Genomic DNA, 25,856 nt, shown 5'->3' on the forward strand with positions numbered 1-25,856 from the left:
CCGGGTGGGGGCGCTGTGTTCGGCTCAGCGCCCCTCCCCGGCGATGTTGACCATCCAGGTGATGCCGAAGCGGTCCGTACACATGCCGAAGACGTCACCCCACATCTGCTTCTCCAGCGGCACGGTCACCGAGGCGCCCGCGGACAGCTTCTCCCAGTAGCCGCGCAGCTCGGCGTCGTCGTCGCCGCTCAGGCTCACGGCGATGTTGTTGCCGGGCCGGTGGTCGTCCGTCGGGGTGTCGGCGCCCATCAGGGTGAGGCCACCGGGGGACTCCAGCATGCCGTGCATGACCTTGTCGGCCATCGGGGTGTCCGTCTGACCGAACTCGGCGTACGTGTTGAGCACGAGGGTGCCGCCGAAGACGTCCTTGTAGAACTCCATCGCCTGCCGGGCGTCACCGGCGAAGGTGATGTACGGGTTGAGACGCGAGGCCATGAATCCTCCAGGAGTTGGGCAGGTAGCCGACTTCAAGGAAGGTAGCGCGGGCCACTGACAACGGCCCGCGCTCACGCCCACATGGGCTACCTGGCCCCATGGCCCACAGCGTCGGCTACAGGGTGCGTTCCAGGCGGTCCGCCACCAGCTTCACGAACCGCGCCGGGTCCTTCGGCTGCCCGCCCTCGGCGAGCACCGCCAGCGTGTGGAGCAGTTCGGCGGACTCGGCGAGCTCCGCGCGGTCCTCGCTCGCCTCGTACGCCTGGTGCAGGCCCTTGACCAGCGGGTGGCCGGGGTTGAGCTCCAGGATCCGCTTGGTGCGCGGAACCTCCTGGCCCATCGCCCGGTACATGTTCTCCAGGGCCGGGGTCAGGTCGTGCGCGTCGGAGACGACACAGGCGGGCGAGACGGTGAGCCGGGTCGAGAGGCGGACTTCCTTGATGTCCTCGTCCAGTCGCTCCCGCATCCAGCCGAGCAGACCGGCGTACTCCTCGGCCTGCTTCTCCCGCTCCTCGTCGGCCTTCTCGTCGCCCTCGCCCTCCAGGTCGATCTCGCCCTTGGCGATGGAGCGCAGCTTCTTGCCCTCGTACTCGCCCACGGCGTCGACCCACACCTCGTCGACGCCGTCGGTGAGCAGCAGGACCTCGATGCCCTTGGCCCGGAACGCCTCCATGTGCGGGGAGTTCTCGATGCTCTGCCGGGACTCGCCGGTGATGTAGTAGATGTCGTCCTGGCCGTCCTTCATCCGCTCCACGTACTGCGCGAGCGTGGTCGGCTCGTCGTCGGCGTGGGTGGTCGCGAACGACGCGACGGCGAGGATCGCGTCGCGGTTCTCGGTGTCGGTGAGCAGGCCCTCCTTGAGGACCGTGCCGAACTCGCGCCAGAAGGTGGCGTAGCGGTCGGCGTCCTTGGCCATGAAGTCCTTGACCGTGGACAGGACCTTCTTGGTCAGCCGGCGCTGCATCATCCGGATGTGCCGGTCCTGCTGGAGGATCTCGCGGGAGACGTTGAGCGAGAGGTCGGCCGCGTCGACGACGCCCTTGACGAAGCGGAGGTACGGCGGGAGCAGGGCCTCGCAGTCGTCCATGATGAAGACGCGCTTCACATAGAGCTGGACACCGCGCTTGAAGTCCCGCGTGAACAGGTCGTGCGGGGCGTGCGAGGGGATGAAGAGCAGCGACTGGTACTCGAAGGTGCCCTCCGCCTGTAGCCGGATCGTCTCCAGCGGCTCGCGCCAGTCGTGGCTGATGTGCTTGTAGAGCTCGTGGTACTCGTCGTCGGACACCTCGTCGCGCGAGCGTGCCCACAGGGCCTTCATCGAGTTCAGCGTCTCGGGCTCGGGCGTGGTGTCCCCCTCGGCCGGCTCCGGGACCATCCGGATCGGCCAGGTGATGAAGTCCGAGTACCGCTTGACGATCTCCCTGATCTTCCACGGCGAGGTGTAGTCGTGGAGCTGGTTCTCGGGGTCGGCGGGCTTGAGGTGGAGCGTGACCGACGTGCCCTGCGGCGCGTCGGCCACGGTCTCCAGCGTGTACGTGGCCTCGCCGCGCGACGTCCAGCGGGTGCCCTGGCTCTCGCCGGCGCGCCGGGTCACCAGCGTCATCTCGTCCGCCGCCATGAAGCCGGAGTAGAAGCCGACGCCGAACTGGCCGATGAGCCCTTCGGCGCCGGCCTCGTCCTGTGCCTCGCGCAGCTCCTTCAGGAAGGTGGCGGTGCCCGAGTTGGCGATGGTGCCGATGAGCTGCCCGACCTCGTCGTACGACATCCCGATGCCGTTGTCCCGCACCGTGAGGGTACGGGCCTCCTTGTCGACGTCGATCTCGATGTGGAGGTCCGACACGTCGGCGTCGAGGGAGTCGTCCCGCAGCTTCTCCAGACGCAGCTTGTCGAGCGCGTCGGAGGCGTTGGAGACGAGTTCCCGCAGGAAGACCTCCTTGTTCGAGTAGACCGAGTGGATCATCAGCTGGAGCAGCTGACGGGCCTCTACCTGGAACTCAAACGTCTCGGTCGGCATGGTTCGCGACTACCTCACATCAGTTACCGGAACTGGGTCGCAGTCACTGTAAGACACGAGGTCAGCGCTGTGGGGCGCGATATCGGAGAAGGGCTCAGACCAAGTGGGCGAAGACCACCAGATTCGCCGTGTAGTCCTTGACCTGCCGGTCGTAGTCGCCCGCGCAGGTGATCAGGCGGACCTGGGCACGGGGGGTGTCGCGGTACACGCGGTCGCTGGGGAAGTCGTCCTTGTCGAAGGTCTCGGCGCTGTCGACCACGAAGGACGCCTTGCGGCCGTCGGCGCGGAGCACCTGGAAGCGGTCGCCCTTCTTCAGCTCGCGCAGGCTCGCGAAGACCGCGGCGGACGTCGTCGTGTCGACGTGCCCGGCGATGATCGAGGTGCCCGCCTCCCCGGGGGAGGCGCCCTTGGCGTACCAGCCGACGAGGTTGGTGTCGTGGGCCGGCGGGGGCTCGAGCTGGCCCTTGCTGCCGATGGCGAGGTCGGTGAAGGGGGCGTCGACGGAGATCTTGGGGATGAGCAGCCGGACCGGCCTGGACCGCGGCAGATGCTTGCCCACGGGTCGCGAGGAGTGCGAGGAGGGCTTGGCCGCACGGGGGACGTGCGACTCGATCGCCGGGGCGGCGTACGGTGCGCCGCGGCCATCGGGTGCCTCGTCGTGGCCGCCGGGCAGGGCCACCACCAGGAACACGGCGGCGACCGTGCTCCAGAGCAGCCCTCCCGCCACGCGCCTTATCCGCCGTGAGCGCGCGGAAACGGTGTCGGCACGGGCCGGGTCGTGGTCGGGGGACGAGGGACGGCCGGCGGCCATCGGGCACCACCTCACTCGGGCACAGCAGCGAACACGGCAACGGGAGGAACAGGGAGGACCGGCAAAACCGGGACAACGGGGTGGACGAACGGGGCCGCCGCGACGCGCGGCGCACGTGCGGCGGCCACGGCCGCTATGAGGGAGGGCATGGGTCAGGCCGCGGATCCGCCGGCCTTCCTGCGACGCAGCGCGTACCAGCCGGCGCCGGCGACGCCCAGCATGGCGAGGCCACCGCCGGTGACACCCGGGCTGGCGAGGCCGCCGCCGCCGGTGTGCATACCGCCGCGCGGCCCGTCGTGGTCACCGCCGCCCCACGAGTCGTTCTCGTGGTCGCCCTTCCACGAGTCGTCGTCTTCCTTCCAGCCCCCGCCGTGGTCGTCGCCCTTGCTGCGGTAGCTGTCCGGGTCGTGCTTCGGGTCCTTGTCGCCGCCCCAGTCGCCACCGTTGTTCACGAGAGCCAGCGCGCCACCGCCCGTGTGCACACCGCCGTGCGGCTTCTCGTGCTTGCTCTCCTTGTCGTACTTGCTGTCCTTGCCGTAGTCGCTGCCCTCGTCGTGCTTGCTCTCCTTGCCGTGCTCCTCGTCCTTGGAGCCGCTCCAGTCGTCGTCCTTGTCGTTCAGGAGAGTCAGCGCGCCACCGCCGGTGTGCACACCGCCGTGCGGCTTGTCGTGCTTGCTCTCCTTGTCGTACTTGCTGTCCTTGCCGTAGTCGCTGCCCTCGTCGTGCTTGCTCTCCTTGTCGTACTTGCTGTCCTTGCCGTGCTCCTCGTCCTTGGAGCCGCTCCAGTCGTCCTCGTCGGTCACGAGAGTCAGCGCTCCGCCACCCGTGTGCATACCGCCACTGGGCTCGTCGTGCTTGCTCTCCTTGTCGTGCTCCTTGCTGTAGGACTTGTCATGGTCCTTGCTGTAGGACGAGTCCTCGTGGTCCTTGCTGTGGGACGAGTCCTCCTTGTCCTTGCTGTGAGACGTGTCCTCTTGGTCCCAGTCTCCCGTCGTAACGGCGTAGGCTGCGGGCGCGATCGCCAGTGCGGCCGTGGCCGTCGCGGTGGCGAGCAGCATGCGGACAGAGCGCATAGTGAGTCCTTCCGTCATGGCCTGGGCGGCTGACGCTTCATCACCACTGGGGCCAGGCCCGACGTGATCCACCGTCAGCCATTCCTCCCGGTCGCACCATTCGGAGCGATCACATGGGTTACGGCCACACCCCTACGGCCCTATGGCCGGCGCTTCCGCGCAGGTGAGAGCCGTGTCCGGCCGGGGAGGTTTGCCTCGTCCACATGCGGTGAGACGCGTGGGATGCCGAAGCACAGCGCCGCCGTGGGCACCGCTCCCATCCCCGCCACTCCGCCGCCACCTGCGCATTCGAAGCAGCGGGACGCCTTCTTCGACAACGCCAAGTACGCGGCGATCGTCCTGGTGGCGGTCGGCCATGCGTGGGAGCCGCTGCGCGACGGCAGCCGGACCGTGGACGCGCTGTACATGCTCGTGTACGCCTTCCACATGCCGGCGTTCATCGTGATCTCCGGCTATTTCTCCCGCGGCTTCGACGGCCGCCCGCAGCGGCTCAAACGCCTGGTGACCGGCCTCGTCGTCCCGTACGTCGTCTTCGAGACGGCGTACACCCTGTTCACCAGATGGACCGACCAGGAGCCGGACCGTCCGGTCAGTCTGCTGGACCCGCTGTATCTGACGTGGTTCCTTGCGGCCCTGTTCCTGTGGCGGCTGACCACCCCGCTGTGGCAGCGGGTGCGCCTGCCGCTGCCCCTCGCGCTCGCGACGGCGATGCTGGCCACCCTGTCACCGTCCATCGGAAACGACCTCGATCTCCAGCGTGCCCTTCAGTTCCTGCCGTACTTCGTGCTGGGCCTGTCCCTGAAGCCGGAGCACTTCCGGATGGTCCGGCGCCGTGCGGTGCGGATCGCCGCGGTGCCCTTGTTCGCGGGCGCGTTCGTGGTGGCGTACTGGGCGGTGCCCCGGATGACCGGCAGCTGGTTCTACCACCGGGACAGCGCGCAGGAGCTGGGCGCGCCCGCCTGGTACGGGGCCGTGATGACGCCGGTCCTGTTCGCGTGCTCACTCGTCCTGGTGGCCGGTTTCCTCGCCTGGGTGCCCGGGCGGCGGCTGTGGTGCACCGTGCTGGGGACGGGCACGCTGTACGGCTATCTGCTGCACGGTTTCGTCGCGCAGGGCTCGAAGTACCTCGGCTGGTACGACCCCGCCTGGGTCCAGCGGCCGCTCGGCGCGGTCCTCGTCACCGCCGTGGCCGCCGCGGTCGTGACGGTGCTGTGCACGCCGCCCGTCCGGCGAGTGCTGCGCTGCGTGGTGGAGCCGGACATGCGGTGGCTGTTCCGGCGCGAGGCGGCGGAACCGGCGCGGGACCGGGCCGCCGCAGGCGGCTGACCGCCCCTGTCAGGTCTCCTGCACCAGCCCGGCGATGTGCGCGGTGACCGTGTCGAGGATGGCGGTCCAGGCGGCGTCGTCGCCGAGCACGAGGTAGTTGAGGGTCAGGCCGTCGGTCATGGCGGCCAGGTAGCGGGCCAGTACGGGGACGGGTACGCGCAGCCGGAGGCCCATGGTCTGCCGCAGTTGGTCGACGAGCTCGGCGTACGTCTCGGCGTACAGCTCGTACTGGCGGCGTGCCAGGTGCTCGAAGCCGGGCTGGCGCAGGGCGTACTGCGTGAGCTCATAGGTCAGCATGTGCTCGTCGGGGTGGGTGCGGACGTGGTCCCAGTAGGCCTGGAAGCCGGCCCGGACGGTGTCCTCAAGGGTGGATCTGGGCCGTATGGCGTCCTTCACGAGCGTCACGGAGTGCTCGGTGAGGGTCGTGATGACGGACTCGATCAGCTCCTGCTTGGAGTCGAAGCAGTAGTGGAAGACGCTCAGCGAAACGCCCGCCTCGGCGGCGATGGACCGGGTCGTCGTCCTGGGGACGCCGTCCCGGCTCATCGCTCTGATCGCCGCCTCGGTGAGCAGTCGCCGCCGCTCGGCGGACGGCAACCGTGCCATGGAACCCCTCTCGTGGGTGTCAGCTGCTGTGGACGCCGACCTCGTGGAGGGAGTAGCCCCAGTCGGTGCCGCGCTGCGAACCGTGGACGCGAACATACCTGGCCGGTGTGCCGGCGAACCGGGCCGTGTCCAGGCCGCCGTCGCCGGCGGTCGTGGACCAGGCGGTCCGCCAGTTCACTCCGTCGGTGGAGAGCTCGATGCGGTACGACTTGCCGTACGCGCGTTCCCAGTCGAGGGTGACCCGTCTGACGAGCTGCGTGGACCCGAGGTCGACCTGGTACCACTGGTCGTCGCTCCAGTCGCTGGCCCAGCGGGTACGGCTGTCGCCGTCGACGGCGCGTTTCGGCTGGTAGCTGGTGAACAGGCTCCACTCCGACGAGCTGGCGGACGTGCTCGCGCCGCTCGCGAGGTTCACGCCGGACGCGTGGTTCTCGGAGGCCGCCCAGGTGTCGAGGTAGGACTCGGCGCCCCGGAAGAGGTCGTCGACCACGTCCTGGCCGCCGACGCGGCGGATGTCCTCGATCCAGTCCGGGACGAGGCCGTAGTGGGCGGCGCCGTCGGTGTTCAGGTCCCAGGTGCGCTCACCGGTGGTCTGCCGGTCGATGACGGAGCCGCCGTCGACACTCTTGAACGGGTACGTCACCTTGTGGGGCGCGTCCGCCCCGCGCGGCCCCGGCCAGCCGCCGACGCCGTTCATGTCGGTGCCGTAGCCGTAACCCACGCCGTACTTGTCGCGCAGGGCCTCCGTGCGCTCTGCCTCGGCGACGAAACCCTCGGAGCCGTGCATGTACTGGGCGATGAAGCCGCCGAGGCCGTAGACCCGTTCGGTCCAGTCGAGGTCCATCCAGCTGTGCGAGGACAGGACGCCGGGGTAGGACGAGGACTCGAAGATGTCGAGCACCCGGCCGGTGGCCTTGACGCTCATGTGGTCGATCTCCAGCATCATCTTGCGTTTCATCATGCCGCGCACGGCGTATTCGCCGAGGTCGGTGAGGCCTCGGACGTTGCACTGGGCGTCAGCACCGTACGAGGGGACCTCGACGCCCGCCGGGAGCTCGTCCTCGGCCTGGGCCGCCGAGGCGTTGCCGATGGGGTTGTCGTGCTGCGGGCCCTTGCAGGTCTCGGTCTTCCAGAAGGTGCCGGTCGACAGGAACTGGCCGACGTTGATGGCCGTGCCGAGCCCGCCCGAGTCGAAGCGGACGCCGCACAGGGCGTTGTCGAACTTGTGGCACAGGAACATGCTGCGCACGCCGAGCGCGTGGAGCTCGTCGAGCCCCTTGTCGATGTCCTCCTTGCCGCACTGCGCGATGTCCAGGATCTGCTTGCAGCCGAAGGGCTCGGAGGTCTCGACGCCGAGGATGACCGCCAGCTTGCCCTGCTCGATGACCTTCCGGGCCTGGGCGCTGTCGGTGACGATGCGGAACCAGCCCTTCCCGGTGCCGCCGTACATCTTGTCGACGAAGGCCTGCATGTCGTACGTCAGCTTGGCCTGGAGCCGGATGGACGTCATCTCGTCGCAGGAGCGGTCCTTGAAGAAGTACACGGAGCAGATCACGCCGTTGGTGACGAGGTCGTTGACCAGGACGCGCTGGCCGCCGCGCCAGGCCCGCTCGATCCAGGCGTAGTAGTTCTGCTGGTGGGTCAGTGAGTCATGGGCGGGCCAGTCCTTGAAGGTGGGCCAGCCGACCGGGTCGTGCTTGCCGTCGCCGCCGTTGGTGATGAAGTCGAAGATCGCGAGCGAGCCGTCCGGGTAGTGCTCCGGGCAGTCCTTGAGGGCGTCGGCGACGCCCTGCTCGGAGAAGGGCTTTCCGCAGATCAGACGGCCGCCGAAGGCCTCGTTGGAGAAGATGTGGTCGTGCGCGTCGACGAATCCGCGGACCTCGCCCTTGGAGTCGGTGCCGGTGAAGGGCTCTCCCGTGACGTTGACCTGGGAGTCCGGTGCGGGCCGTGCGGTCGGGTCCCACCAGTCGGTCCCGGCCGCCGAACTCGGGGTGGGTCCGAGCGTGAGGGACAGCACGAGCAGGAGGAGCGACACAACGGTGACGTTCTTGCGTCTGCGGTACGGGCGTCCGGCACTGGTCACAGCCCACGTCCCTCGGTCGGCGGGAGAGCGGGGTCGAGTTGTCATGACCTCGCACAAGGTGCGACGAGGATGGCCACTCCCGCTTGACGAGTCAAGGGTCCGGGACAGATGACCTGCTTCGGCCTGGACATGGGCTGCTGACGGGGAGTCGGTTCACATCGCGTGCGTGACCCGGATCTTCGACTGACCGTGCGGGAGCTTCTCCCAGTCCGTCATGAAGCGGGCCCGCAGGCCGTGCTTCTCGGCCAGCGCCACGAGGGTCTCGGTGCGGTAGTAGAAGTCCTCGCGCAGGACGTGGTGTTCCTGCCCCTCGGTGCGGTCGAAGGTGAAGTCGAACCAGCCGCCGGGGGCGAGCACCCGGCCCACGTTGGCCAGGCACTCCTCGATCACCGGGAGCGGCGAGTGGGAGAAGACGCTGTGCGCGTGTACGACGTCGAACCGGGAGTCGGGCAGGAACCGCAGCGTCAGGTCGCGCACCGGGGTCAGCGTGGGCAGCCGCTGTTGCAGGCCCATCTCCACGACGGTGTCCTGGGCGGCGAACAGGATGTCGGGCGAGATGTCGATGCCGTAGTAGTGGCCGGGGTCGAGGTGGCGGATGAACCGCCAGCCGCCTCGCAGGTTGCCGCACCCGATCTCCAGCATCCGGTGCTCGGGGCGCAGACCGTGGCCGACGAGGTAGTCGAACTGCATCGCCCCGAGCGCCATCCACCGCTCCCGGTTGTGGCTGCCGACCGCCGCGTCCGGATCGGACCGGGTGTCGGAGCGCATCACGGCGCGGTAGTAGGAGACGTGGTCCGGGTGACGGCGGCGCAGCCACATGTCGCGGGCGGTGCGGGCCAGATGGCGGGGCACGCGGTCGGGGTGGCGCAGGGCGTAGGCGACGCGATGGCCTAGGGCAGCGCGGTTGGCGGTGAGGTTGTTGGCCGGCATGGGTGGGGCCTCCCTGGGGACGCGGTACCACCGAGGATGCTCAAGCGGGCGTCACGGCGCCACAGGGGCGGGCAGGCGGACGTGCGCGGCCGATGACTTCTCGCGGCCCCGGGAGTCGTACCTGCGACGACCACCTCGAACCGGAAGGCCACTGATGAGCGCGCTGCGAGACACCCTGCACCGGTATGTCGACGACGGAGGCGTGCCCGGTGCCGTCGGCCTCGTGGCCCGCGGCGACGACGTCGACGTGGTGACCGTCGGCTCGGCGGACGTCGACGGCACCGCCCCGATGACGAGGGACTCGCTGTTCCGCATCGCGTCCCTCACCAAGCCCGTCACCGCGGCCGCGGTGCTGATGCTGGTGGAGGAAGGACGGCTCGCCCTTGACGCTCCGGTAGAGGAATGGCTGCCGGAGCTGGCGAGACCGAACGTGGTGCGCACCCCGGACGCCCCGGTCGACGACGTCGTCCCGGCGAACCGTCCGGTCACGGTCGAGGACCTGCTCAGCTCCCGCACCGGCTGGGGCTTTCCCGCCGACTTCTCCCTCCCGGCCGTGCAGTCCCTGTTCACGGTGCAGAAGGACGGTCGCACCCTGCGGGACTGGCCGGACCCGGACACCTGGTTGGGCCGCCTCGCCCAGGTACCGATGCTCTACCAGCCGGGCCAGGCCTGGCTGTACGACACCTCCTCCGACCTCCAGGGCATCCTGGTCGCCCGGGCGTCGGGCCGCACCCTCCCCGAGTTCCTCGCGGAGCGCGTCTTCGAGCCCCTGGGCATGAACGACACGGCCTTCGAGGTCCCCGAGCCGAAACGGCACCGCTTCGCCTCGGCCTACGCGCCGGCTCCGGGAGGAACGCTGGAACTGACGGACGCCCCCGACGGTCAGTGGAGCAGCCTCCCCCGCTTCCACTCCGGCGGTGGCGGCCTGGTGTCCACCGCCGACGACTGGCTGGCCTTCGCCCGCATGCTGCTGAACGGTGGCGAGAGCAACGGCCACCGTCTCCTCACGCCCACCTCGGTCAGCCGTATGACCACCAATCACCTCACGGCCGGGCAGCGCGCCGACGTCACGCTCTTCCTGGAGGGCCAGGGCTGGGGCTACGGCGGCCAGGTCGACGTCACCCCGGCCGACCCCTGGAACGTCCCGGGCCGCTACGGCTGGGTGGGCGGCACCGGTACCACCGCGCACGTCGTCCCGGCGACGGGGACGGTCGCGATCCTGCTGACGCAGGTGGCGATGGAGAACCCGACGCCGACGCCGCTGATGAGGGACTTCTGGCGGAGCGTGGCGGGCGGCTGAGACCCGTCCGGCGGGTCGGCGGCCTGCCGAGGGCAGTCGGCGGAGCCGTGACAGGGGATCCTGGAAGCCGGATGCGGATCGTATGTGCTGTCGCCGTTCTCGCCGTCGCGAACCTGCTGAACAACTGGCTCGCGCGGAGCCCCGCCCTGTACGTGGTCGTCTGCGTGACCGCGACGGCGGCTCTGCTGCTGATCGCGCGGTGGGACGGGCTCACCCTGGCCGACCTGGGGCTCGACGCGGCGGCCGTGCGCAGGGGGCTGCGGTGGGCGCCCGTCCTCGTCGGGATCGTCCTGCTGGTGCTGGTGCTGCTCCTCACCGCTCCTGCCGGGCGCGAGGCCTTCCGGGACGCCCGGGCCGCCGACCTGTCCGTGGGGCGGCTGCTGTGGGTGACGCTGGTGCGGGTGCCGTTCGGGACCGTGCTGCTGGAGGAGACGGCCTTCCGTGGTGTGCTGTGGGCGATGATCCGGCGGCGGCACGGCGCGGCGTGGGCCACGGCCGTGTCGTCGCTGCTGTTCGGGCTGTGGCATCTGATGCCCGCCCGGGGCATCAACCGCTCCAACGCCGCCGTGGGCTCCGTCTTCGGCGACGGCACGGCCGGGGTGGCACCGACGGTGGCCGTGGCGATCGTCGCCACGGCCGTCGCCGGGGTCGTGCTGTGCGAGCTGCGGCGCCGCTCCGACAGCCTGCTGCCGCCCATGGCACTGCACTGGGCGGTCAACAGCCTCGGTTACGCCTTCGCCTGGGCAGCGGCCCGCTGGTGGCTCGACGGCTGAACGAATCAGAAGTTGATCATGTGACCCGCGAGGCCGTGCACCGCCTCCTTGACGGCCTCTCCGAGGGTCGGGTGGGCATGGACGTTACGGGCGACCTCGTGCACGGTGAGGTCCCACTGCTGGGCCAGCGTCAGCTCGGGCAGCAGCTCGGTGACGTCCGGGCCGATGAGGTGGGCGCCGATGAGTTCGCCGTGGGTGTCGTCGCTGATCAGCTTCACGAAGCCGGTCGCGTCACCGAGGCCGTGCGACTTGCCGTTCGCCGTGAACGGGAACTTGGCGACCTTGACGTCGTAGCCGAGTTCACGGGCCTGGGCCTCGGTGTAGCCGAAGCTGGCGACCTGCGGCTGGCAGTAGGTGGCCCGCGGGATCATCACGTAGTCCAGCTCCATCGTCTCGGCGTCCGCGATGGTCTCGGCGGCGATGATGCCCATGGCCTCGGCGGCGTGCGCCAGCATCAGCTTCGCGGTGACGTCGCCGATGGCGAAGATGTGCGGGACCGAGGTACGGCAGCGGCCGTCGACGTCGATCGCGCCGCGCTCGGTGACACTCACGCCGGTCTTGTCCAGGCCGTAGCCGTCGATGTTCGGCTGGAAGCCGATCGCCTGGAGCACCTTGTCGGCCTCCAGGACCTGCTGGGCACCGTCCTTGCCGGTGACCGTGACACGCACCCGCTCACCGGACTCGTCGACGGTGTCGACCCGGGTGGAGGTCAGCACGTCGATGCCCAACCGGCGGTACTGCTTGGCGAGTTCGGCGGATACCTCGGCGTCCTCCAGCGGGGCCATCCGGTCCAGGAACTCGACGATCGTGACTTTCACACCGTAGTTGTGGAGTACGTAGGCGAACTCGACGCCGATCGCGCCGGCGCCCGCGATGACGATCGACTCCGGCAGTTCCTCGGCCAGGATCTGCTCCTCGAACGTCACCACGCGCGAGCTGCGCCGGGTGCCGGGCAGCAGCTTGGGCGTGGCGCCGGTGGCGATGATGCAGTGCTCGAAGCCGATGGTGCGGGTCTCGCCGTCGTAGCCGGCCACCTGAAGGGTGTGCGGGTCGAGGAACGTGCCGCGGCCGTCGATCTCGGTGATCTTGTTCTTCTTCATCAGGTAGTGGACGCCCTTGACCCGGCCGTCCGCGACCTTGCGGCTGCGGCGGAAGGCCTCGCCGAAGTCGAAGGTGACCTGACCGTCCACCTTGATGCCGAAGGTCTTCGCCTCGCGGGTGAAGATGTGCGCCAGTTCGGCGTTGCGCAGCAGTGCCTTGCTGGGAATGCAGCCGACGTTCAGACAGACGCCGCCCCAGTACTTCTCCTCCACGACCGCCACCCGCTTGCCCAGCTGGGCGGCGCGGATGGCGGCGACGTAGCCGCCGGGGCCCGCGCCGAGGACCACGACATCGAAGCGCTCGTCCTGCTCGACCATGGAGAGTTCCTTCCTGAGTTACGACGTCCTGCTCTGCTGGTGCCGGTGCGCCAGGTGGTGGCGGCCGGCTTCTTCCAGCATGACCGCATCCACGAGGTTGTGTGGCGATGCGGGAGGGTGACGACGATCTCAGGTGGCGGGCGCTCCGATGACCCTGATCCAGTGGCGGTCCGGCGGCTCGGTCAGCCGAGGCACACGAGGTTGAGCACGCAGAGCTGCGTCGGCGAGGTCGCTTCCGGTGCGGGGCTGGACGGTGACGTGGCGGTGCCGGAGTCGGAGCCGTCGGTCGCCGACGGGGCCGGCGTCTGCTGCTGCTCGGCCGACGTGTCACCGCTGTCGCCGGAACCGGACCCGGAACCGGAACCGGAGTGGGATCCGCCCGAGCTCGCCCCTTCGGAGTTCGCACCGCCGGCGGCGGACGAGACGCTCTGCGACTGCGGGCCCGTGGTCGGCGCGGGGCTTGGCGTGGAGGCGACGTCCGGTCGGGTGAACTCCCGGGTGGTGCGCTGCGTCGTGATGGGCTCGCGGGCGGCGTCGGTCGGGGACGCCTTCGAAGGAGACGTGTCGGCGCGCCGGGCTTCGCGGGTGTCCGCGGGGGTGGACACCGGGCGGGTGAGCTCGCTCTCCTGCTGCTCGGCGGCCGCCGTGTTCGGCCGTTCCGGAGCGGTGGCCGCCTGGGCCTTGTCGCCGCCCTGCCGGTCCAGCGCCGACACGGTCAGTCCGCCGCCGACCAGGGCGACGGCGGTCGCGACCACGGCACGGCGCTGGTTCTTCTTCCATCGGGCCCGCTGCCGACGGCGCGCCGCGCGGCCCAGGGGGGCGGCGGCAGGTACGCCTTCTGCCCCGGCGAAGCCTTCCACGTCCTCGGACGCGGCGAGCGGCACGGTTTCGGCCGGACCGGCCGAGGGCACCGAGGGTGCCGCCTGCTCGTCACGGAAGTAGCCGTCGTACCAGGTGTCGGCGGCATGACCTCCTGCCGCGGAGGGAGCGATGTCCGGGGCGTAGGCGCCGCACCCGGGGCACACGAGGGCCCCGTTGAGATGCCGACGGCACGAGGAGCAATAGTCCATCTGCGGTCTTTCGTTAGCACGCGGTATCGAACGGCCAGAACGCTAACGACGCTTTGGACAGGCTGTGTGCAGCCCAAGTGATGCTCCTGCACAGATGTCCCACGAAGTGTGTGTGGAGTATGACCACTCAGACTTCACAGCATCCCTCACGGCGCATACGGCGGCTCACCTCCAGCCATTCCTGGGCCGCTCGCCGCCCTGCCGGGACGTCGAAGACGTCGACCAGGTCCGACTGCTCGAACAGCACGCCCCCGCGCAGCACCGCCACCGTACGGGTCAGCTCGGCGAAGTCGGTGAACGGGTCGCCGTCCACGACCGTGAGGTCGGCGAGCTTGCCCTCCTGAAGCGTGCCCAGGTCGGCGTCGGCGCCGAAGACCCGCGCGGGCAGCAGGGTCGCGGTGCGCAGCGCCTCGGCCGGTGACAGGCCGGCTCGATGCAGGGCACGCAGGGCCAGGTGCAGATGCAGACCGACCGGGACGAGCGGCTGGTCGGTGCCGAGCGCGACCAGTCCGCCGCCCGCGAGGATCCGCCGGTAGACGTTCATCTCCCGGCCCAGCGTGGCCAGTTGGGCCTCGGTGGGCGGCTGCCCGGCTTGCTGACGGACCATCGCGGTGTCCCACGGCGGCATGAGCGCGGTGACGCGCGGGTCGTCCGCGAGGGAGGGGTCGGCGCCGAGCAGGGCCAGGGCGGTGAAGGGTGTGGCGACGAGACGGAAGTCGGTGGCGGTGTAGATCTCCTCGACGTCCTGGTAGGCCCGTCCGGTCGCCGAGGTCGCGTGCCCGAACTCCAGCCGCTGCGTCGCCTGGAGGTGGGTCGTCAGGTCCTGCCCCACCTGTACCCCGGGGCTGCACAGGTGGCTGCCGCAGCGCACCCCGAGCCGGTCGTGCGCGAACTGGGCGGCGTCCTTCATCACCCACCCGGGAGCGCGTACGTACGTCTTCACGAAGTCCCAGTCCAGCGCGGCCCCGCGCGCCAGCGAGCGGTGCAGGCCCTCGCGGGTGCGATGGGCGCGGCCCATGCTGTAGGCGACCCGCGCCCCGTCGAGGAGTTCGCCGGTGGTCAGCAGCCGGGGTCCGGCGAGGGCACCGGCGGCGACGGCCTCCCGGATGCGGGCCTGCTCGTAGGCGAAACCGCCCAGCGAGACCGCCGTCGTGATGCCGTACGCGAGTTGCAGCGCGCTCTGGCGGCCGCCGTACGTGGTCTGCCAGGGGTGGGTGTGCGCGTCCCACAGGCCCGGGATCACGGTGCGGTCGCTCGCGTCGACGCGACGGGCGGCAGCGCGGCCGGCACGGTGCGGAGAGACCTCCGCGATCCGGCCGTCGCGGATCACGACGTCGATGTCCTCGCGGACGTCCGACCCCGCGCCGTCCCAGAGGCGGCCCGCGTGCACGACGGTGTCCGCCGGGCGCGGTCTGCGGTAGTCCAGCGGTACGCGCACGGTACGGGTCCTGCCGCCGCGGATGTCGACGAGTCGCAGGGTGCCCGCGGAGAGGTAGAGCAGGGTGCGGGCGTCGGCGGACCAGGAGGGGTGGTCGGCGGGTTCGGTGGTGAGCCGGCGTGGCTCGCCGTCCGGGGTGCCGTCGGCCCGGACGGGCAGCAGCCACAGCGCGGACTCGGCGACCACGGCCATCCAGCGGCCGTCCGGGGACCAGACGGGTCCGCAGTCGTAGCGGTCGGAGAGCGAGGTGTGCGGGGCGAGGGCGTGCAGGGCGGCGGCCCGGGTGGTCGTGTCGACGACGCGGATGAGGTTGTAGCCCTCGCGGAAGCGCTGGTTGAGGCGGTTCCGGTCGCACAGCGCCAGGTACCGGCCGTCGGGCGACCAGCTGGGGCGGCCGGGCAGTCCGCCCGCGCCGAGCGGTGCGGCGAGGACCCGTTCGATGCCGTCGGCGAGGTCGCGGACCACGAGGTTGCCGGACATGTCCAGGCAGGCCAGCCGGTTCCCGTCCGGCGCGAGGGCGGGGAAGACCCGGCCGCCGTCGGCGAGTACGACCTCCTCCCCCGAGTCGAGATCCCGGCGCCGTACGGTGAACAGTCCGTCGCGGTCGTCTGCGTACACGAGCGCCGTGCCGTCGGGCGTCCAGGTCGGCGCCGACACATAGCGGGTGGCGGGGACTTGGAGCACCCTGCGGGGTGCGCGGCCGCCCGTGGTCCCGGCGGTCCACAGCGCGTTGAGCGCGGCGAAGGCGACGCTGCGGCCGTCCGGCGACAGGGCGGGCAGGTGCAGGGCGCGGACGGGACGGGTGCCACCGCCCTCGAAGTCGTATGTCTTGGTGCGGTAGTGGGGCCGGTGCACGGGCAGTGTGGCCGTGAACGGGATCTCCTCACCGCCGCCCGGCGCGTCCGGGTCGACCAGGTGGAAGTGGCCGTCGACCGTGAGGAGCAGCCGCTCGGCGTCCGTCCAGCGGGGCGGCGCGGGCAGGACGTCGCCCTCCACCGCGACCGGCCTGCCGTCCACGACGAGAGTGCAGGAGGCCGCGGGGGCGGCCGTGGTGCGCAGGTGGGCCAGGCGCCCGGCGGGCGAGACGGCCGGGGTCATGAGCTGGGCGCCGGAGTCGTCGGTGTGCTCGGCGGTGACGGGACCCGAACCGTCGGCGGCCACGGACGCGATGGTGTTCGCGCGGAGGGCACCCGTCGCGGTGACGCCGGCCCGCACGAACAGCACCCGCTCGCCGTCGGGCGACCATGTCGGGTCGAGGTCCTCCCAGCCTCCGTCCTGCCCGGGCCCCTGCTGACCGGGGCGCCCGGTGAGCCGGGTCAGCGCGCCGGTGCGCACGTCCACGACCCAGATGCGGTACGGGGCACCGGTCACGGTGTCGCCGCCGCGCTCGGAGGCGAACGCGATCCGGGTGCCGTCCGGTGACCAGGCCGGCCCCCGGTCGTCCCACGGTCCGTCGGTGAGCTGCCGAAGGCCGGCGCCGTCGGGCCGCAGCGTCCAGAGGTGGAAGCCGCCGCCGCGGTAGGCGCAGACGACGATGCGGCTGCCGTCGGGCGAGAACTGAGGGCGGGTGGGTTCGAGGCCGGGCGTGGTGATCGGGGTCGCGGTGCCGCCGTCCCTCGGGACGGACCAGAGCACGTTCTGGACCTCGGCGACCAGCCGGTCACCGGACGGGGCGAGGGTGGCGGAGCCGCCGGTGACGGCGGTGAAGGAGAGGGAGGTCCCAGTGGCGGCGGCCGTGGCCGGAGTGCTGACGCCGGCGGCCGCCGTAGCCGTGGCCGCCGCTGTCGCGGTGGCGGTGGCGGTGGCCTGGAGGAATCTGCGGCGGGAGAGCGGGCCGGGACGGCGGGCGTCCGAGGCGGCTGACGTGTCGTCGAAGTCCAAAAGGGCTCCCGGTGCGCGGAGTTGACGAGCCGGACAGGAGAGACTCCCGAAGCCTGCCCGGTCACCGGCCGTCGATCGCCTCCGAGCGAAAATTTCGCGCAACCCGGCGACTCTTTCCTGGAGGCGGGCGCCTGGCGCATAGTGAGGGCGCTGTCCGTCGACCCCCGAAGGGACGATTCGTCCCGACGAAAGGACGAGATGACGCGGAAGAAGGCCCTGGTGGTCCGAGGCGGATGGGAGGGGCATCAGCCGGTTCGGGCGACCGAGCTGTTCCTGCCGTTCCTGCGGAGCAACGGATACGCCGTCCGGATCGAGGAGTCCACCGACGTCTACGCCGACGCCGCCGAGATGGCCGCCACGGATCTCGTCGTCCAGTGCGTCACGATGTCGCAGATCAGCGCCGAGCAGCTGGCGGGACTGAGCGCGGCCGTCGTCGCCGGCACCGGCTTCACCGGCTGGCACGGCGGCATCGCCGACTCGTTCCGGGCCTCCTCCGACTATCTCCACCTGGTGGGCGGGCAGTTCGCCACCCACCCGGGCAAGGAGCCGTGCGAACGCGTGGGAGGTCAGGAGGACAACTACCTTCCCCACGCCGTCAACATCACCCAGCTGGGCCGCGAGCACCCCGTCACGGCGGGCATCGAGGACTTCGAGCTGGACACCGAGCAGTACTGGGTGCTCCACGACGACCTGATCGACGTCCTGGCCACCACCACCCACCCCGCCCGGCCGTGGCAGCCGTGGCACCGCCCGGTCACCTCGCCGGCGATCTGGACCCGGCAGTGGGGCGCCGGGCGCGTCGTGGTGACGACTCCGGGGCACAGCCTGGACGTCCTGGAGGACCCGAACGTCCGTACCGTCATCGAGAGGGGCATGCTGTGGGCGACGCGCACCGCATCGGCGTCGTAGGACTCGGCGTCATCTCCCGCGCGTACCTGGACACGCTCGTCGGCCACCTCCGCGTGCGCGTCACCGCGGTCGCCGACCTGGACGCCTCCCGGTCGGCCGCGGTCGCCGCCGAGGTACCCGGCGTCCAGGCGCTGACCGTCGAGGAGTTGCTGAGCAGCCCTGACGTGGACACGGTGCTCAACCTCACCGTCCCCGCGGCCCACGCCGAGATCGCCCTCGGCGCCATCGGGCACGGGAAGCACGTCTACGGGGAGAAGCCGCTGGCCGCAGGCCTCGCCGACGCGCACGCCGTGATCGAGGCCGCCGCCAAGGCAGGGGTCGGTGTGGGATGCGCGCCGGACACCGTCCTCGGCACCGGCGTCCAGACGGCACGGGCGGCCGTCGCGGCGGGGAGCATCGGGCGTCCCCAGTTCGCCACGGCGGTGATGGTCACGCCGGGCCACGAACGCTGGCATCCGCATCCCGACTTCTACTACACGGCCGGTGGGGGCCCGCTGCTGGACATGGGGCCGTACTACCTCGCCTCCCTGGTCCATCTGCTCGGTCCCGTGCGGGCCGTGACTGGGGCGTCCAGCCGGTTGCGTGCCGAGCGCGTGATCGGGTCCGGTCCGCGCGCGGGCGAGCGGATCCCGGTGGAGGTGGACAGCCATGTCTCCGGAGTCCTGGAGCACGCGGACGGCACCCTGACGACGATCACGACGAGCTTCGACGGCGTCGCGACGAACGCCGCGCCGATCGAGGTGCACGGCGCGGCGGGCACCCTCGCGGTTCCGGACCCGAACCACTTCGACGGTGAGGTGCGACTCTTCGAACTCGGCGCCACCCAGTGGCGTACGCTCCCGCCCTCGGCGGGCTACGTCGACGGCGCCCGGGGCATCGGACTGCTCGACTTCATCACCGCCGACGGGCGGCGGGCGCCCAGGGCGAACGGCGAACTCGCCCTGCACGTGCTGGAGACGATGAGCGCCCTGCTGCGCTCGTCGGCCGAGGGGCGCCGTATCGAGCTGGCGACGACCGCGGAGGTGCCCGCGCTCGTCCCGTTGACGCCGGCGGACGACTGGAAGGGGCAGGAGGCCGGCTGACCCGCACCCGCCCCCCCCGGTGCACGGAGGTCAGTCCACGGGCCACGTGTGCGCGGCCGCGTTGAGATGCATGTAGTCCATGTACGTCGTGGTCATCCGCCGCAGCGCCTCACCCCGGTCAATGACGCCGGTCTTCTCCAGCTGGTGCACCGTCTCCGCCTGCCACAGGGCCCCGTTGCGGGCGACGACGCAGCGCTGCTCGACGATGCCCAGCAGGGGTTCGCGCCACGCCGCGTCCAGGCCGGCCAGTTCCAGGCCACGATGGGCGAGGGGCAGCAGGCGGCGCAACACCAGCTCCGGGACCGGGACTTCGCCCATGCCGGGCCAGTACAGGCGGGCGTCGATGCCGTCGCGGGCGGCGGTGTGGAGGTTCTCCTCGGCGACCGAGAACGACATCCGCGTCCAGATCGGCCGGTCCTCGTCGACCAGGGCACGTGTCAGGCCGTAGTAGAAGGCGCCGTTGGCGATGATGTCGGCCACGGTGGGCCCGGCGGGCAGGACGCGGTTCTCGATGCGCAGATGCGGACCGCTGTCGGTGACGGCGTAGATGGGACGGTTCCAGCGGTAGATCGTGCCGTTGTGCAGGGTCAGTTCGCCCAGTTGCGGGGCGCCGCCGTCATCGAGGGCCCGCTGGGGATCCTCGTCGTCGCACAGGGGCAGCAGGGCCGGGAAGTAGCGCACGTTCTCCTCGAACAGGTCGAAGACGCTGGTGATCCAGCGTTCGCCGAACCACACCCGAGGCCGTACGCCCTGGGCCTTGATCTCCTGGGGGCGGGTGTCGGTGGCCTGCTCGAACAGCGGGATACGGGTCTCGCGCCACAGCTCCTTGCCGAAGAGGAAGGGCGAGTTCGCCGCGAGGGCGATCTGTACGCCCGCGACGGCCTGGGCGGCGTTCCAGTAGTCGGCGAAGTCCTTCGGTGCGACCTGGAGGTGGAACTGGGTGCTGGTGCAGGCGGCCTCGGGCGTGATGGTGTCGGCGTACGTCGACAGGCGCTCGACGCCGTCCACCGAAATGCGCAGATCCTCGCCGCGGGCCGCGAAGATCTGCTCGTTCAGCAGCTGGTAGCGCGGATCGCCGGACAGGGCCCGCTCCCCGACGTCCGTCTCCCCCAGGGTCGGCAGGATGCCGATCATGATCAGGTGGGCGCCGACGGCGGCGGCGCGGTCCTCGGCGTGGTTGAGCGCGTCACGGATCGCCTGCTCCCAGGCCCCGGGTCCCCCGGTCGTCAGCTCCCGGGGCGGGATGTTGATCTCCAGGTTGAAGCGGCCCAGTTCGCTCGACCAGGCGGGGTCCGCGATCGCCTGGAGGACCTCGGTGTTGCGCATCGCCGGCCGCCCGGCGTCGTCCACCAGGTTGAGCTCGATCTCCAGGCCGACCCGGGGGCGCTCGCTCTCGAACGTCGACTCGCGCAGCATCTGCGCCAGCACGTCGAGACAGCTGTGCATCTTCTCCCGGTACCGACGGCGATCCTCCCGTGTGAACACCAGGGCCGGCACATCACGTCCCATCAGCGCCCTCCCGAGTTCCCTCGGCGGATAGCTCTCGTCCCAGCGTCGCACTTCGCACGGCACCCGGACAGTCGGCGGGCACCAGGACCGTCGGCCGGCGCAGCGCTCCCCTTGTCGTCTCCCCCGTCGCCCGCCTAGCCTGATTTTGTGCCGTTAATAAACAAAACCCGATCGCACAACGCCGTGCCGGGTACCCCCGACGACCTGACCCGCCTCCGTATCGCCCTGACCACCTTCTTCGCCCTCGACGGCTTCGTCTTCGCCGGCTGGGTCGTCCGTATCCCCGCCATCAAGCAGCAGACCGGCGCCTCCGCCGGCGCCCTGGGCCTGGCCCTCCTCGGCGTCTCCGCCGGAGCCGTCGTGACGATGGTGCTCACCGGCCGCCTCTGCCGCCGCTACGGCAGCCACCTCGTCACCGTCGTCTGCGGCGTCCTGCTCTCCCTCGGCGTGGCCCTGCCCCCGCTCACCCACTCCGCACCGGCCCTCGGTGCCGTCCTGCTGGTCTTCGGTGCCGCCTACGGAGGGATCAACGTCGCCTTCAACAGCGCCGCGGTCGACCTGGGCCGAGCGCTGCGGCGGCCCATCATGCCCAGCTTCCACGCCGCTTTCAGCCTCGGCGGCATGGTCGGCGCCGGGCTCGGCGGGCTCGTCGCCGGGGCACTGTCGCCCACGCGGCATCTGCTCGGCCTCACCGCGATCGGCCTGGTCGTCACGGCCCTGGCGGGCCGCGTCCTGCTGCGCGTCCCGGCGCCGGAATTGCCCGAGAGCGCACCGCAGGCCGAGTCCGCGCCCCGCCGCCCGGACTCCCGGACGCGTCGTCTGGTCATCACCTTCGGCCTGATCGCCCTGTGCACGGCCTACGGCGAGGGAGCCCTGGCCGACTGGAGCGCCCTGCACCTGGAGCAGGACCTGCACGCCACGCCGGGCGCGGCCGCAATCGGCTACTCCTGCTTCGCGCTCGCCATGACGATCGGCCGGCTCACCGGCGCCTGGCTGCTGAGGCGCCTGGGACAGACCCGTACCCTCGTCTCGGGCGGCGCCACCGCCGCGGCCGGGATGCTGCTCGGCGCGCTCGCCCCCAGCCTCTGGGCGGCACTCGTCGGCTTCGTGATCACCGGGCTGGGCCTCGCCAACCTCTTCCCCGTCGCCGTCGAACGAGCCGGAACCCTGGCCGGTCCCGACGGCGTCGCCATCGCGTCCACCCTCGGCTACGGCGGCATGCTCCTGGGCCCACCCGCCATCGGCTTCATGGCGGACTGGTTCTCTCTCCCCCTCGCCCTCACCAGCGTGGCCGCCCTCGCCGCCACGGCGGCTGTCATCGGATTCGGCACGCGACGTGCGACAGTGCGCTGAACCACCAACAGATGTTTCGGCATAGGCGAGTTGGGGCCCGGTGATTCACATGAGTCGCCCTGCGGGGAATAACGTGGGTGCCCACGACCGGTGTTGGCCGGTTTCGTGGTACTGACCACACACATACGGGAGTGTCCATGACTGATGAGCCGGAGAACACCGAGCACGAGGCGCTCGCCAAGATCGACACCTCGGTGCCGCAGTCGGCTCGGATCTGGAACTACTGGCTGGGGGGCAAGGACAACTACGAAGTCGACCGGGTGGCCGGTGACGCGTTCCGCACGATCTTCCCCGGGATCGAGACCGGAGCCCGCGCCGCGCGCTACTTCCTCGCCCGCGCCGTTCGCCATCTGGCCGCCGAGGAGGGCATCCGGCAGTTCCTGGACATAGGCACCGGGCTGCCCAGCGTGGACAACACCCATGAGATCGCCCAGCGGGTGGTTCCCGAGTGCCGGATCGTCTACGTCGACAACGACCCGTTGGTCCTGGCCCACGCCCGCGCGCTGCTCACCAGCACGCCGGAAGGTGTCACCAACTATGTCGACGCCGACCTGCGTGATCCCGGCACCATCGTGCGGGAGGCCGGGAAGACGCTGAACTTCGACCAGCCGGTCGCTCTGATGCTGATGGGCATCCTGGGCCACATCGAGGACTACGACGAGGCGCGCTCGATCGTGCGGCAGTTGGTGGACGCGCTGCCCTCCGGCAGCTACCTGGTGCAGTACGACAGCACCAACACCAGTGAGTCCTACGTCCGGGCCATCCAGCAGTACAACGACGGCGGCTCGATCCCGTACATCCTGCGCAGCCCCGAGCAGATCGCGGGCTTCTTCGAGGGCCTTGAGCTGCTCGAACCGGGCGTGGCGTCGTGCTCGCGCTGGCGTCCCGACGGGGGCGCCTGGGGTCTGCCGGCGGAGGTGCACCAGTACGGCGGGGTGGCCGTCAAGCGCTGAATCCGCGGGGTCCGCGGCCCGCCGACCGCCGGTCCACGCCGTGGATCAGGTTTCCTGGAGGATGCGGTGGAGAATCGTCGGCGTCTCGTCCGGCGATTCCGCTTCGACCACCAGGCGGTTCATGACATCCCAGTAGCGCTCGATCTCGTCCGGCTTGTCGGGGTAGAGGGCGGTGGCGAGTTGTTCGAGATAGACCATGTCGGGCAACAGACCGCCGGGCAGCCGCAGGATGGTCACGGGGCCACTCTCCGCGGCATGGCCCCCTGCGAGGAACGGCAGGATCTGGACGGTGACCTGAGGGAGTCGGCAGATCTCGATGAGATGCCTGAGCTGGTCACGCATCACGTCGAGACCGCCCACCGGGCGGCGCAGCGCCGCCTCGTCGATCACGGCCCAGAACTGCGTCGTCGGCCGGCGGTGCAGGATGCGTCGGCGTGTCATCCTCAGCATGCACCGCCGGTCGATCTCGTGCGCACCGGCGCCCGGGTGGGCGAGCCGGACGGCGGCGCGGGCGTAGTCGGGGGTCTGCAACAGGTGGGGTACGCGCTGGACCTCGAAGCAGCGGATGAGACTCGCCGCCTGTTCTGCGCCGAGGTAGAGCTGCGCCCAGGTGGGCACGACGTCGCCGTAGTACTGCCACCAGGCGGGGGTGTTGGCCTGTTCGGCCAGGGTCAGCAAGGTGGCCCGTTCGGCCTCGTCCGTGACGCCGTAGAGGGTGAGGAGATCCTCCACGTCACGCGGTTTGACCCCGTGGCGGCCGCCCTCCAGCCGGCTGATCTTGGACCGTGAGGCCCGGATGACGTGCCCCGCGGCAGCGCGGGAGATCCCCTGTTCCTCCCGCAGTCCGCGCAGCCGCGCGCCCAGTACCAGCCGCGCCCCCATGGGCCCGGCCGACTGTCCGTCCAGGCCCCTGCCGCCGACCGGGGTACGTGCTGCCTTGTCGAGGCGCATGGGCAATCTCCCTGCGACGAACGCGACTTGCGCGCATACAAGCGGTGCGGCCGCCATCCTAGGGGCTGTCCGGTACATGATCTCCAAGTCGTGGGAACGGCCATCCTGGAAGTGCGGGCGGCGACGGATGACTCGGCGACTCGGCCAGATGCGGGTGCGCCGCGCTCCAGCCGATCCCGTCGTCGAGTTCGATCAGGAGCCCGTCGGCGCCCCGGGTGGCCTGGGGCTCGGGCCCCTGCTCGGCCGGCCGGCGCACGAGGTCGGCCGGGGCCCGCTGTCCGGCGATGCAGTGCAGCCGGCGCCGGCGCTCGGCGTCGTCGCGGAATGGGGCGACGCACTCCGGCGCGTAGGCCACGTCGTGCAGGCGGGTTGCCGGGCGGGCGAAGTCCCAGGCGATGATTCCCACCGGCGGGCTGCCCTGCCAGACGACGTTCCAGGGGCCGAAGTCCCCATGGCAGACGACCTCGTCGTCGCCCGGGACGGCGGTGTCCGTGGACCAGGTCGCGCCCGGCGGAGCCGAAAAGCCGCTGGAGGCGTCGTGGCAGTCGCGCAGCAGCCGGGCGAAGTTCCGCAGCCCCTGCCCGTCCACGTCCTCGGACCAGCCCGCCGGCGCGGGGTCGGACCTGGTCTCCGGCGCGGGAAGGCAACGAGTTCTGCCTCTTTCCCACCGCGCCCCGAAGAGCGCTTCCCTTCGACCGCACTCCATCCGGCACACTCACCCCCATGGAGACACAGGAGTTCGTCCGCAGCCTCGACCGCGAGGGCCGGCTGCTGGCGGCGGCCGCCGAACAGGCAGGGACCGACGCGAAGGTGCCGACCTGTCCCGAGTGGCAGGTGCGGGATCTGGTGCGGCACACGGGGATGGTGCACCGCTGGGCGGCGGCGTTCGTGGCCGAGGGGCGCATGTCCCCCCACCCCGGCGGCGGCCTGCCCGACCTCGACGGCGCCGAGTTGCTCGGCTGGTTCCGGGAAGGGCACCGCCACCTGGTCGACACGCTCGCGGCCGCCCCCGCCGACGTGCGGTGCTGGCACTTTCTGCCCGCTCCCTCACCCCTCGCCTTCTGGGCCCGCCGGCAGGCACACGAGACGACCGTGCACCGCTTCGACGCGGAGGCGGCACTCGGGGGTACGCCGAGCCGGATCGACGCCGGCTTCGCGGCGGACGGCGTCGACGAGTTGCTGTGCGCCTTCCACGCCCGGCCGAAGAGCCGGGTCCGCAGCGCCGAGCCCCGGGTGCTGCGAGTGCGGGCGACGGACACCGACGGCGCCGTGTGGACCGTACGGCTGTCGCAGGAGCCTCCCGCGGCCGAGCGGGGCGACACCGCTCAGGCCGACTGCGAGATCGCCGGACCGGCCGCGCAGGTGTACCTGTCGCTGTGGAACAGGCAGCCCTTCCCGGACGTGACGGGCGACGAGTCCATCGCCACGCTGTGGCGGGAGAACTCGGCCGTCATCTGAAGCTGAACTCGCGCCCTGCGCCGGTCAGTTCGCCAGCATCCTGGTCAGCACCGCCCGCTGCACGGGCAGCACCTTGCCGTGCAGCGTGCGGCCCTTCGCCGTCAGGTGGACCTTGACGCCCCGCCGGTCCTCCTGACACATACCGCGCTCGACCAGCCCGTCCTTCTCCAGCCGGGCGATCAGCCGTGACAGGGCGCTCTGGCTCAGGTGGACGCGCTCGGAGATCTCCTGCACCCGGTACGACGGGCACTTGGCGTCCGCCAGCACGTCCAGGACCTCGAAGTCGCTTGCGCACAGGCCGTGTTGGCCGAGGGCGCGGTCCAGTTCGCACTGGGTGCGCGCATGCAGCGCCAGGATGTCGTGCCACTGGTCCACGAGTGCCTGCTCGGGCTTCTTCGCCACCATGGGCGCACCGTAGCAGAGTTCCGCAATTATTGCATCGGAATTAAATGCCCTTGCATCTCATGCATACGCATGTACTGT

General features: G+C 70.8%; 22 protein-coding genes. 8 read left to right on the forward strand and 14 right to left on the reverse strand.

The features are described 5' to 3' along the window. Positions 1-24 precede the first annotated feature (24 nt). The 4 genes from KUM44_RS33490 to KUM44_RS33505 all read right to left on the reverse strand — a co-directional run bounded on the left by KUM44_RS33490 (position 25) and on the right by KUM44_RS33505 (position 4,333). A complete protein-coding gene (locus KUM44_RS33490; RefSeq protein WP_217213516.1) occupies positions 25-435 on the reverse strand; it encodes a VOC family protein in 411 nt (136 codons plus the stop codon). A 115-nt stretch (positions 436-550) separates the two neighbouring features. Then, positions 551-2,449 carry a molecular chaperone HtpG gene (htpG, locus tag KUM44_RS33495; RefSeq protein WP_217213517.1) on the reverse strand — a complete coding sequence of 633 codons (1,899 nt, stop codon included), beginning with the start codon at positions 2,447-2,449 and terminating at the stop codon, positions 551-553. A 94-nt stretch (positions 2,450-2,543) separates the two neighbouring features. Then, complete coding sequence (locus KUM44_RS33500; protein WP_217213518.1) at positions 2,544-3,260, reverse strand: class F sortase; 717 nt, start codon at positions 3,258-3,260, stop codon at positions 2,544-2,546. 152 nt (positions 3,261-3,412) lie between these two features. Continuing rightward, on the reverse strand, positions 3,413-4,333 hold the full coding sequence (locus tag KUM44_RS33505) for a hypothetical protein (RefSeq protein WP_217213519.1): 921 nt from the start codon (positions 4,331-4,333) through the stop codon (positions 3,413-3,415). 222 nt (positions 4,334-4,555) lie between these two features. Here KUM44_RS33505 and KUM44_RS33510 point away from each other — a divergent pair, with 222 nt between their 5' ends. Further along, positions 4,556-5,659 carry an acyltransferase family protein gene (locus KUM44_RS33510; RefSeq protein ID WP_217213520.1) on the forward strand — a complete coding sequence of 368 codons (1,104 nt, stop codon included), beginning with the start codon at positions 4,556-4,558 and terminating at the stop codon, positions 5,657-5,659. A 9-nt stretch (positions 5,660-5,668) separates the two neighbouring features. On the opposite strand, the gene KUM44_RS33515 is transcribed toward KUM44_RS33510, so the two are convergent. The 3 genes from KUM44_RS33515 to KUM44_RS33525 all read right to left on the reverse strand — a co-directional run bounded on the left by KUM44_RS33515 (position 5,669) and on the right by KUM44_RS33525 (position 9,278). After that, complete coding sequence (locus KUM44_RS33515) at positions 5,669-6,265, reverse strand: TetR/AcrR family transcriptional regulator (RefSeq protein WP_217213521.1); 597 nt, start codon at positions 6,263-6,265, stop codon at positions 5,669-5,671. 19 nt (positions 6,266-6,284) lie between these two features. Further along, positions 6,285-8,348 carry a discoidin domain-containing protein gene (locus KUM44_RS33520; protein ID WP_217213522.1) on the reverse strand — a complete coding sequence of 688 codons (2,064 nt, stop codon included), beginning with the start codon at positions 8,346-8,348 and terminating at the stop codon, positions 6,285-6,287. A 153-nt stretch (positions 8,349-8,501) separates the two neighbouring features. Beyond that, positions 8,502-9,278 carry a class I SAM-dependent methyltransferase gene (locus KUM44_RS33525; RefSeq protein ID WP_217213523.1) on the reverse strand — a complete coding sequence of 259 codons (777 nt, stop codon included), beginning with the start codon at positions 9,276-9,278 and terminating at the stop codon, positions 8,502-8,504. Between the two features lie 154 nt (positions 9,279-9,432). Here KUM44_RS33525 and KUM44_RS33530 point away from each other — a divergent pair, with 154 nt between their 5' ends. After that, entirely contained in the window at positions 9,433-10,578 is a 1,146-nt protein-coding gene (locus KUM44_RS33530) for a serine hydrolase (protein ID WP_217213524.1), read from the forward strand. 71 nt (positions 10,579-10,649) lie between these two features. Beyond that, positions 10,650-11,351, forward strand: coding sequence for a CPBP family intramembrane glutamic endopeptidase (locus KUM44_RS33535; protein ID WP_217213525.1), 702 nt, complete (start codon positions 10,650-10,652; stop codon positions 11,349-11,351). Positions 11,352-11,356: 5 nt separating this feature from the next. Here the strand turns inward: KUM44_RS33535 and lpdA are convergent, their stop codons facing one another. From lpdA to KUM44_RS33550, 3 genes are all read right to left on the reverse strand, one after another. Beyond that, a complete protein-coding gene (gene lpdA / locus KUM44_RS33540) occupies positions 11,357-12,769 on the reverse strand; it encodes a dihydrolipoyl dehydrogenase (RefSeq protein ID WP_217213526.1) in 1,413 nt (470 codons plus the stop codon). Between the two features lie 182 nt (positions 12,770-12,951). Beyond that, a complete protein-coding gene (locus KUM44_RS33545; protein ID WP_217213527.1) occupies positions 12,952-13,794 on the reverse strand; it encodes a hypothetical protein in 843 nt (280 codons plus the stop codon). Between the two features lie 172 nt (positions 13,795-13,966). After that, on the reverse strand, positions 13,967-17,158 hold the full coding sequence (locus KUM44_RS33550) for an amidohydrolase family protein (RefSeq protein ID WP_217213528.1): 3,192 nt from the start codon (positions 17,156-17,158) through the stop codon (positions 13,967-13,969). A gap of 198 nt (positions 17,159-17,356) precedes the next feature. On the opposite strand from KUM44_RS33550, the gene KUM44_RS33555 reads away from it, so the two are divergent. After that, positions 17,357-18,067 (forward strand): ThuA domain-containing protein, encoded by a 711-nt coding sequence (locus tag KUM44_RS33555; RefSeq protein WP_217213529.1) that lies wholly within the window; start codon positions 17,357-17,359, stop codon positions 18,065-18,067. Continuing rightward, entirely contained in the window at positions 18,037-19,149 is a 1,113-nt protein-coding gene (locus tag KUM44_RS33560; protein ID WP_217213530.1) for a Gfo/Idh/MocA family protein, read from the forward strand. The genes KUM44_RS33555 and KUM44_RS33560 overlap by 31 nt, the downstream gene beginning before the upstream one ends. A 30-nt stretch (positions 19,150-19,179) precedes the next feature. Here KUM44_RS33560 and KUM44_RS33565 read toward each other — a convergent pair whose 3' ends face one another. Next, complete coding sequence (locus tag KUM44_RS33565; protein ID WP_217213531.1) at positions 19,180-20,658, reverse strand: glutamate-cysteine ligase family protein; 1,479 nt, start codon at positions 20,656-20,658, stop codon at positions 19,180-19,182. A gap of 183 nt (positions 20,659-20,841) precedes the next feature. Between KUM44_RS33565 and KUM44_RS33570 the strand changes: the two genes are divergently transcribed. Then, positions 20,842-22,011: an MFS transporter gene (locus KUM44_RS33570; RefSeq protein ID WP_217213532.1), complete on the forward strand. Its 1,170-nt coding sequence runs from the start codon at positions 20,842-20,844 to the stop codon at positions 22,009-22,011. A 137-nt stretch (positions 22,012-22,148) separates the two neighbouring features. Continuing rightward, positions 22,149-22,964, forward strand: a complete 816-nt coding sequence (locus tag KUM44_RS33575) for an SAM-dependent methyltransferase (RefSeq protein ID WP_217213533.1) — start codon at positions 22,149-22,151, stop codon at positions 22,962-22,964. Positions 22,965-23,009: 45 nt separating this feature from the next. Here KUM44_RS33575 and KUM44_RS33580 read toward each other — a convergent pair whose 3' ends face one another. Continuing rightward, positions 23,010-23,915: a helix-turn-helix transcriptional regulator gene (locus tag KUM44_RS33580; protein WP_217213534.1), complete on the reverse strand. Its 906-nt coding sequence runs from the start codon at positions 23,913-23,915 to the stop codon at positions 23,010-23,012. Positions 23,916-23,973: 58 nt separating this feature from the next. Next, the gene (locus KUM44_RS33585; RefSeq protein ID WP_217213535.1) at positions 23,974-24,621 is read right to left on the reverse strand and encodes a phosphotransferase; all 648 of its coding nucleotides are present in this window, start codon (positions 24,619-24,621) and stop codon (positions 23,974-23,976) included. A 17-nt stretch (positions 24,622-24,638) separates the two neighbouring features. Here KUM44_RS33585 and KUM44_RS33590 point away from each other — a divergent pair, with 17 nt between their 5' ends. Continuing rightward, positions 24,639-25,373, forward strand: coding sequence for a maleylpyruvate isomerase family mycothiol-dependent enzyme (locus KUM44_RS33590; protein ID WP_217213536.1), 735 nt, complete (start codon positions 24,639-24,641; stop codon positions 25,371-25,373). A gap of 24 nt (positions 25,374-25,397) precedes the next feature. On the opposite strand, the gene KUM44_RS33595 is transcribed toward KUM44_RS33590, so the two are convergent. Beyond that, a complete protein-coding gene (locus tag KUM44_RS33595) occupies positions 25,398-25,778 on the reverse strand; it encodes a MarR family winged helix-turn-helix transcriptional regulator (RefSeq protein WP_217213537.1) in 381 nt (126 codons plus the stop codon). Positions 25,779-25,856: the final 78 nt, after the last annotated feature.

Origin of the sequence: Streptomyces sp. AC550_RSS872, assembly GCF_019049285.1 — a bacterium.
In the GTDB taxonomy this organism is placed as follows: domain Bacteria; phylum Actinomycetota; class Actinomycetes; order Streptomycetales; family Streptomycetaceae; genus Streptomyces.